8 protein-coding genes, 1 tRNA gene and 1 pseudogene are annotated in these 8,220 nt (G+C 48.2%); 4 read left to right on the top strand and 6 right to left on the bottom strand.

The window, feature by feature from the left end; genetic code table 11:
* Positions 1-39: 39 nt before the first annotated feature.
* The gene (gene drpB, locus EHN07_RS10805) at positions 40-276 is read right to left on the bottom strand and encodes a cell division protein DrpB (RefSeq protein WP_124024163.1); all 237 of its coding nucleotides are present in this window, start codon (positions 274-276) and stop codon (positions 40-42) included.
* Positions 277-733: 457 nt separating this feature from the next.
* Here drpB and mtfA point away from each other — a divergent pair, with 457 nt between their 5' ends.
* Complete coding sequence (gene mtfA, locus EHN07_RS10810; RefSeq protein WP_124024156.1) at positions 734-1,531, top strand: DgsA anti-repressor MtfA; 798 nt, start codon at positions 734-736, stop codon at positions 1,529-1,531.
* A 100-nt stretch (positions 1,532-1,631) separates the two neighbouring features.
* Positions 1,632-1,707, top strand: a tRNA-Asn gene (locus EHN07_RS10815).
* Between the two features lie 256 nt (positions 1,708-1,963).
* On the opposite strand, the gene EHN07_RS10820 is transcribed toward EHN07_RS10815, so the two are convergent.
* The 5 genes and pseudogenes from EHN07_RS10820 to EHN07_RS10840 all read right to left on the bottom strand — a co-directional run bounded on the left by EHN07_RS10820 (position 1,964) and on the right by EHN07_RS10840 (position 6,050).
* A complete protein-coding gene (locus tag EHN07_RS10820) occupies positions 1,964-2,977 on the bottom strand; it encodes a glycoside hydrolase family 32 protein (protein ID WP_124024157.1) in 1,014 nt (337 codons plus the stop codon).
* Between the two features lie 13 nt (positions 2,978-2,990).
* The gene (locus tag EHN07_RS10825; RefSeq protein WP_124024158.1) at positions 2,991-4,322 is read right to left on the bottom strand and encodes an MFS transporter; all 1,332 of its coding nucleotides are present in this window, start codon (positions 4,320-4,322) and stop codon (positions 2,991-2,993) included.
* Positions 4,323-4,774: 452 nt separating this feature from the next.
* A pseudogene (locus EHN07_RS10830) lies at positions 4,775-5,085 on the bottom strand (type II toxin-antitoxin system PemK/MazF family toxin).
* A complete protein-coding gene (locus tag EHN07_RS10835) occupies positions 5,086-5,343 on the bottom strand; it encodes an AbrB/MazE/SpoVT family DNA-binding domain-containing protein (RefSeq protein WP_124024159.1) in 258 nt (85 codons plus the stop codon).
* Positions 5,344-5,351: 8 nt separating this feature from the next.
* The gene (locus EHN07_RS10840; RefSeq protein ID WP_124024160.1) at positions 5,352-6,050 is read right to left on the bottom strand and encodes an RluA family pseudouridine synthase; all 699 of its coding nucleotides are present in this window, start codon (positions 6,048-6,050) and stop codon (positions 5,352-5,354) included.
* Positions 6,051-6,308: 258 nt separating this feature from the next.
* Here EHN07_RS10840 and cueP point away from each other — a divergent pair, with 258 nt between their 5' ends.
* Positions 6,309-6,851: a copper-binding periplasmic metallochaperone CueP gene (cueP, locus tag EHN07_RS10845; protein WP_124024161.1), complete on the top strand. Its 543-nt coding sequence runs from the start codon at positions 6,309-6,311 to the stop codon at positions 6,849-6,851.
* 303 nt (positions 6,852-7,154) lie between these two features.
* Entirely contained in the window at positions 7,155-8,129 is a 975-nt protein-coding gene (gene acuI / locus EHN07_RS10850; RefSeq protein ID WP_124024162.1) for an acrylyl-CoA reductase (NADPH), read from the top strand.
* The last annotated feature ends 91 nt before the right edge of the window (positions 8,130-8,220 follow it).

Genomic DNA, 8,220 nt, shown 5'->3' on the forward strand with positions numbered 1-8,220 from the left:
GCTTTTTCCTTCTTTGTCAGACATCTCAGATAAGCGCCCTTACCTGGCTCGCGTATACCAGGCCAGGCCACCGAGCAGTGCCGCCACCGAGCCCAGAACCAGCAGCCCCATTGCCGCCCCCAGCAGTTTCCCACCGAGCGAGGCCATATCGCCATCGGTCACGTTGCTGACCACCCAGAAATAGCGCAGCATCGCCCACACCGTGTACAGACAAAAACCATAAAACAACCACAGCGCCAGTTTCCCCCCCGGTGTACGGGTTGGTTTTGTCTCCATAACCTCTGACATATATCCCTCAATTGATTCGCTTGTGCATAACGATGGATAAACCATCTGCTGGTTGTGATTTTTATCACATTTCCCTACTTTGCTAACAGTAGCTGTTAGATATTTTTAATCAAAACGGTTGTTAACGTCCTAATACTTCATCGTTTTTTTTCAACGTGCTAACAACCCACAAACATCTGCCCCCTCCCGCTAATCTCTGGCAAATCAATATGCCCTTACTTTAACCGTTTATACGCGCAATCATTTCCGTTTCCCCGTGCAACCTGTGACCCGAGTCGTTGCAAGAAATAGCAGTAAGTGTTTGAATAATGGCTCAGAGAAAAGGCTACTTCTTTTCTCCCGGCGGTCCTGTTCTGGTCGCTATCATGTGCCCCACTAGTGCGGCATTTTCACAGTCACGGTATAGTAACTTTCCGTTCAAGAGATGACTTTGCGAGCGAATAACATGATTAAGTGGCCCTGGAAATCAAGTGATTCATCCGCTGTCACGGCGCTGCCGTGGGAGCAGGCTCTCGCCATTCCGGTACTGTCAACGCTGACGGCCGCCGAGCGGGAAAAGCTGGTGCGCCTGGCAGACCGCTTTTTACAGCAAAAGCGCCTGGTGCCGCTGCAAGGATTCGAACTTGATGAACTCAGAAGCGCACGGGTTGCGTTATTGTTCTGTTTACCGGTGCTTGAGCTGGGCATCGAATGGCTGGATGGCTTCCATGAAATCCTCATCTACCCGGCTCCCTTCGTGGTGGACGATGAATGGGAAGATGACATTGGTCTGGTGCATAACCAGCGCATGGTGCAGTCTGGTCAAAGCTGGCAGCAGGGCCCGGTGATCCTGAACTGGCTGGATGTGCAGGACTCTTTCGATGCCTCCGGATTTAACCTGGTGTTTCACGAAGTGGCCCATAAGCTGGATATGCGCAATGGCGATCGCGCCAGCGGCATTCCATTGGTTGCATTACGCGACGTCGCAGGCTGGGAGCACGATCTCCGCGCGGCAATGAGCAACATCCAGGACGAAATCGATATGGTGGGTGAAAACGCCGCCAGCATTGATGCTTATGCCGCCTCCGAGCCGGCAGAGTGTTTTGCGGTACTCTCCGAGTATTTCTTCAGCGCCCCGGAGCTTTTCGCCCCGCGTTTCCCTTCACTTTATCAACGTTTTTGTCAGTTTTATCGCCAGGACCCATTGTTACGCCTGCGCGAGAGTGAAAACATTGTGCTATCCACGGGCAAGGCGGTGCATTAATTCAACAAACCGATTTTAATTTAACCATTTGAATCAATGCGTTGTTTTTGTCGTTGACTCTTTTTAAAGGCGACGTTACTATTTGCCTCGTTCAAACGATTCCTCTGTAGTTCAGTCGGTAGAACGGCGGACTGTTAATCCGTATGTCACTGGTTCGAGTCCAGTCAGAGGAGCCAAATTTAGAGAAGCCTGCTTAGGAAACTAAGCGGGCTTTTTTTTTCTGATACTGCAGCCAGATACTGAACAGATACCACACCTGATGCTGTACGCCAGAGAACTGCATTTTGTTCATCCTATAGCGTGTAATGCCAGTTCGTTTTGAAGACCCACTCAGGTTTAACTGAGCGGGCTTTGAAGTTAGTGTGTCCACCTGACGGTTCTACGCAGAGTTTTATCACTTCATTTGGCTTTACCACATCGCTTCAAGCTATTTTAGATCGGCTGTGAAGTGGCAAGCGTAATGGTTCTCGATTCTTCATAACCTAATTCTGGAATGAAATTGACCGTCCCGGCATTCGCTGGTGGATAACCAACGGCGGTATAAAAATGATACAGGACCTGATTAAACATTAACACTGACGGTTTATGCGCATGGATGCTATCAATTGTATTTTCCCCACCAATTTTAAGAATGGGGTTCGGGTATTTATCCCATGAGATTAAATCATCAGAAAATGCAATTCCCTCCTGTGCATTTTCACCATTAAAACCATAGTAATACATTATCCATTTTTCTTTATTTTTTAGTATAAAGGGATCTGCACAAAATGCGCTATCCCAGCCATTTTGTGTATTTTTAATAATTGGATTGTCATTAAAGCGAACCCAGTCCAGTAAGTTATCTGACGTTGCCAGCCCTATTTGCTCATTCCAAAGCCATTCTTTAGTATTTTTGGCATTATAAAACAAATAAAACTTACTTTTACTTTCTATTAAACATCCTTTGTATAAGCCTCCTTTCTCCCACTCATTTCCATCACGCCAGCTTAATATAGGTTTTTCGCATCGCCTCCAATTATGCAATCTTTCATCATCGGTATAGGCAAGGCCAATTTCTGCTGGGCCAGATTCATAACCTTCACCTGGGTAACTATGGTAGATCATCCAGTAGCGCCCAGCGTATTTTTTCAAACGAGGAAGGTTTTGCATATCATTTTCTTTCAGTATCCACATTCCTGCGATACCTACAGCATCCCAACTTTCTTCACCTTCGGTACGCTTGAATATCGTTGTTTCATATTGCCAATCAATTAAATTCTCACTGGTATTCAATGCGGTCTGATACCCCTTACCATCAAAACCTACATGCATCATATAAAATTTGTCATTATGGTAAAAAACAAACGGACAATCGACGGCCTGTTTTCTATATGATTCAGGCAGACCGTCACCTGAGAATATTGGACGATTTAATTTATACGGCGTTAAGTATTCATTAATATTCATATCACCCACCAGATCAAGCCTTTTCCATAATATGAGGAGTTGCAGATTTTATCCCCATAAGTTGTTTGGTATAGAAAAACATAGGTATTAAAGCCAGTAAGCAAAACATCACCGGAAGCCATATAAAGCAAAGCGTGATACCATAGAGAGATTCAGTTGATTGCACTACGTTAGGAACGTAATTATAACCAGTCATGATTTCTCCCACAAAGAAATTACCCAGGCCCGAACCGAACTTAATACAAAAACTCGCTCCCACTGCGGAGATCAATCCTGCGGCTCTGATCCCTGTTTTTTTATAACCAAAATCAACCGTATCAGATAACATCAAAAAGGGCATGGCGACAGCGATTGACACGCCAAAAGAATTCAGAACCCATCCTGCGGAAAAACCAATAATAGAAGTTCCGGAGAGATATATGATTAACTCACCAATGATCATTAAAAGCAACCCAATACAAAGTGCTTTAGGCTTTGAAACAAACTTTAATATGACTGGAAGAAATATTGTTGCAATGATTGACGTCATCATCAGAAAGTTAGCCGATGCGACAAATTCTTTATTATCCATATTATAAGAAAGGTAATACATTAATGTCGCATTCCTCATATTAAATCCAACCCAAAAAAGCAGATTGGTTATAACCAGAAGAATCCATGGAATGTTACCTTTTAATGCCTTAAAACCTTTCAAAAAAGAGACAGACTCAGTTTTTGTCGTTTCCTTCAGATTAATAAATGCGGTAAAAAAACAAAATGCAGAGATAATGGCGCAGATTATGGCAGTATAGAGAAAACCGTCTTTCTCATTGCCTTGCCCCAACAACAAAACCAGGGGCATCGCTGCGATCATAATCCCATAACCACCGATATTCCCTCCTATCATTCTGGCTGTATTTAATTGAATCCTACCATCAGGATGGTTTGTTAAATTAGACAAAATAGCAGTAATTGCCGTTTGCAACCCTGAATAACACAGCAGAAGAACCAATAGCATCACATAGGAATAAACAATCCGCCCTATCCCAGTAATACCTATATCCCAGAATGCCATAACTGTGAAAAATGAGAATGGTATCGCTAGCCATAAGAAATAAGGACGACTTTGCCCCCATTTTGTTTTGGTTTTATCGATTAAAGAACCCCATAAAGGAGCAGTAACCGCATCTATGGTATGGGTGACGAACAGCATCATTCCGGCAGCTGTAGCGCTTAAACCAAAATTATCTGTATAGAAGTAAACAATATACATCGAAATAAAGCTGTATAATACATTCCCTCCTGCATCTGTCAGACCATAACTGACTTTTCCTTTTATTAATGCATTTTCGTTGCTTTTATTCATTAGCGCCTCACTGAAATCGGAGTATGCGACACTTAAATTAAGAAACCTTATGAAAATACAGTGCTATATTTTATTGATATTTTTTGAGAGGTTAATCACGAAAAAATCAGTTGATTTATTTAATTAAGCAATAAGATGTTCACACTAAGGACATTCGTAAAATTGCCACCAGAAATGATTTATTGGCATTGCAGTAAAGGTTTTTAAATTACCGATACCATATAATGCAGCACTTAATAAGATAATCCATATCACTAGCACAATACTCCATCCCAGTAATATGTAGAGGTTAACGAAGGTATTAATTATCAAAAGATAAATGTATTGATGAGCCTGTACACCATTCTGTGTAAATGCCTTTTCTCAGTAGCGACCGCCCAGGCGCTTCTTTTAGATTGTGAAGCGTTGGCGCTGTATGTGACAGCCCCCTCATTCAGTTTAGATAAAAAGCATCAGCTAAGAATGGCCTCCAGCCGGGCCAGCACTTCATTTACGACAGCGTCGGGGATACGTTCCAGTCGCTTACCGTTCCGGGCTGGTCGCAGCGAATAACGCCCGTTGTTTTGGTTCCCGTCCCATCCAGCTGGACGGTAAAACCGGCTGCACGGGCGAAGTTTCCACCGCTGGTGATGGGAACAACAACGGGTAGCCGCGTCAGCTTGTTAAACGATGCCTTCGATACGATAAGTACCGGACGTTTTCCACTTTGCTCGTGGCCAGCAATCGGATCCAGTGAAACGAGCCAGATTTCCCCTCTGTCCATTTACAGGATCTCCTTGCCTACCGCAGGCGCATCAATCCATTCCCGATCCTCTTCACTTATTTCAGCGTGCGGATCGCACTGAGCCAGCAATTCCTCAAGCGAATAACGGGGCCGTTTCTGGGGTTCAATAATCAGGCAGCCATTATCGATGGTCATACCCACTTCGCTGTCCGTCGACAGCGCCAGCGTTTTCAGCACGGCTGAAGGAACCGCCAGCATGATGGATCCGCCAACCTTTTTCAGACGAGTTGTATACATTGTCGCTTTCAGAACGGGCTGGGGCTATGAGCTTTAACCCGCTCGGCGCTAACGGGATGGACAAAATGCAGCTCGCTGGCGTGCAGCATTAGCCGTGGCGTCCGCTCCGTGCCCGGCAGCAGCAGGCCGCCATACAAATCGCAGCCTAAAATGGGGTGCCCCAACTGCTGACAGTGGATGCGAAGCTGATGGGTACGCCCGGTTTCCGGGGTTAGCTGTACCCGCGTCAACGGCAGCAGCGTTCCGTCTTCCCGTTGCTGATAAAAACGCTCCAGCACCCGATAGCCCGAGCGAGCAGGCTTGCCGCTGACCGCACAAATCGACATCAGCGGGAACAGCGCCGGATCTTTGGCAATCGCCGCGTCTATCACCCCTTCGTTATCCTCCAGATGCCCACACAGCAGCGCGCTATACGCTTTGCTCACGCTACGCTGGCTGAATTGTTGGCACAAGGCGGCATTGATGGCTTTATTGCGGGCCACCACCATCAAACCGGAAGTGCCAAAATCCAGGCGGTGAACCAGGGTGCAGCCCGGAAATGTCTGGACCAGCCGATAATGTACCGAATCCAGATTTTGCGGGTTTTTCCCCGACAGGCTCAGCAGCCCGGCAGGTTTATTGATAAGCACCAGATGCTCGTCCTGGTAGAGCGTCTCAATCTGCGCGTGGCACGGCGGGGCAATAAAGGTATCGATAATCGTAGACATCTGGCAGCCGGGATGAAGAGTGGGTGCGGATGATAGCGAATTTTAAACCAGCTGGCGAATAGCGAGCGGACGTTATCCCCGCACCGAAGACGGATGGCAAGCCTTATGCTTTTCACAAAACGAAGAGATGCCAGCAATAAAAAACCGGGGAAAATCACAGTTTATCTGTAAAGTTTTGCATATCTTTTTGACCCTCCCCCAACAGGAAGGTTTAGAGTCGCGGCAGGCTCCACTCCCTCTTTTGCAAGGTACTTATTGATGAAACGAAACATACTTTTCGCTTTGCTGGCGCTCAGCGTTAGCGGTACGGCACTCGCGGCGCAATCAGACGCAGATTTCCTGGCAGCCCAGGGGTTAGCGGGTAAAACCCCCGAGCAGATGGTTGAAGCTATTGAAGGTTCACCGCAGGTGCGCCCGCTGACGTATAACGCGGGCATTACCAGCACTGAGCTGAAATTATCTGACGGTACGCAGCAGTTTAGCTACCCGCTGGGCGATAAGTTTTATCTGTCGTTCGCGCCTTATCTCACGCAAACACACCCGTGCTTCAACCATAGCCTTTCTGGCTGCCGGGGTGAGCTTGCCAACACCCCGTTTGAAGTGAAAGTGACGGATAACAGCGGCAAGGTTGTGGTGCAGAAAAGCATGACCAGCCACGCTAACGGATTTGTCGGCGTATGGCTGCCGCGTGATCTCGAAGGCACCATTGAGGTGAGCTACCAGGGCAAAACTGCCCGCGCGCCGATTACAACGCACCAGAACAGCCAGACCTGCTTAACGACGCTTCAGCTTCAGGGCTAATGATGTTTACGTTGGGCCGATTAACACCGCTGATTTCTGGCAAGGCTAAAACATATTGCGACGACACACGCATACCTGGATTTTCTGCGTGGCGGCTCTGCGGGTTCATGTGAAACGTTTTTGTTCAAAACAGCTACAGCAAGATGAAAAACTCAACCAGCACCAGCGTATAACCTGCTAAAAAGCAGGCGATTAAACAGCAATAGTCTCGGCCAGCTTTATTCCGGGCGGCTTCGGGTATACCGTGTTAGGCAGCAAAAACATGTTAACCGGAACCGCCGGCTCAACGAATGAGGATTAACCATGAAAGCAGTCGTACTCGAACAAGTTGAAGGCCAGACGCTGGCCGCAGTGAAACAAATTGCCACTCCCGCTGAAGAGCTGGGTAATGTGCTGATCGATGTTGAGTGGTCAAGCCTGAACTATAAAGACGCGCTGGCGATCACCGGCAAAGGCAAAATCATCCGTCACTTTCCGATGGTGCCGGGAATTGATTTCGCAGGTCGGGTTGCTGCAAGCAGCGATGACGCATTTAGCGCAGGCCAGCAAGTGGTGCTCACCGGCTGGGGCGTGGGCGAAAACCATTGGGGCGGCCTTGCTGAGCAGGCGCGAGTAAAAGCTGAATGGCTGGTTCCGCTGCCCGCGGGCCTAACCGCGCGTCAGGCGATGATCGTCGGCACTGCGGGCTTTACCGCGATGCTGTGCGTGATGGCGCTGGAAGAGGCGGGCGTTACGCCTGCCAGCGGTGAAGTGGTGGTAACCGGCGCCAGCGGCGGCGTAGGCAGCACCGCTATCGCCCTGCTGCACGCGCTGGGCTACCCGGTTGTCGCCGTTTCTGGCCGCGAATCTACCCATGATTATCTGCGCCAGCTCGGCGCCAGCCGTATTCTGCCACGCAGCGAGTTTGCCGAAACCCGTCCGCTGGAGAAACAGCTTTGGGCCGGTGCAATCGACACCGTGGGGGGCAATGTGCTCGCTAAGCTATTGGCACAGATGAACTACTCTGGCTGCGTTGCAGCCTGTGGCCTGGCGGGAGGGTTCTCTCTGCCGACCACAGTGATGCCATTTATTCTGCGTAACGTGCGCCTGCAAGGTGTTGATTCCGTAAGCGTTCCACAAGCGCGTCGCATTGCGGCCTGGAAGCGCCTGGCCGAATTACTGCCAGCCAGTTTCTATGAAACGGCGACTACTGAGATAAGCCTTGAGCAGGCGCCAGCGGTGGCTGGCAGCTTTATGAGTAATGAGATCCAGGGCAGGACGTTGGTGAAGGTGAAATAAGCGGTATTTGAGGGGGCAAATGCCTCCTCAGGCTGATGAGCAACCCCATGTGTTTCGCAAAACGAACAAAAACCATCAATAAAAAACAAGG

The organism is Buttiauxella warmboldiae (assembly GCF_003818135.1).
Classification (GTDB): Bacteria; Pseudomonadota; Gammaproteobacteria; order Enterobacterales; family Enterobacteriaceae; genus Buttiauxella; species Buttiauxella warmboldiae.

Bases quoted from the DNA above. Each gene is read 5' to 3' on its own strand.
- EHN07_RS10840 (WP_124024160.1), bottom strand. From the start codon at position 6,050: ATGTCTACGATTATCGATACCTTTATTGCCCCGCCGTGCCACGCGCAG.
- acuI (WP_124024162.1), top strand. From the start codon at position 7,155: ATGAAAGCAGTCGTACTCGAACAAGTTGAAGGCCAGACGCTGGCCGCA.
- drpB (WP_124024163.1), bottom strand. From the start codon at position 276: ATGGAGACAAAACCAACCCGTACACCGGGGGGGAAACTGGCGCTGTGG.
- EHN07_RS10825 (WP_124024158.1), bottom strand. From the start codon at position 4,322: ATGAATAAAAGCAACGAAAATGCATTAATAAAAGGAAAAGTCAGTTAT.
- EHN07_RS10820 (WP_124024157.1), bottom strand. From the start codon at position 2,977: ATGAATATTAATGAATACTTAACGCCGTATAAATTAAATCGTCCAATA.
- mtfA (WP_124024156.1), top strand. From the start codon at position 734: ATGATTAAGTGGCCCTGGAAATCAAGTGATTCATCCGCTGTCACGGCG.
- cueP (WP_124024161.1), top strand. From the start codon at position 6,309: ATGAAACGAAACATACTTTTCGCTTTGCTGGCGCTCAGCGTTAGCGGT.
- EHN07_RS10835 (WP_124024159.1), bottom strand. From the start codon at position 5,343: ATGTATACAACTCGTCTGAAAAAGGTTGGCGGATCCATCATGCTGGCG.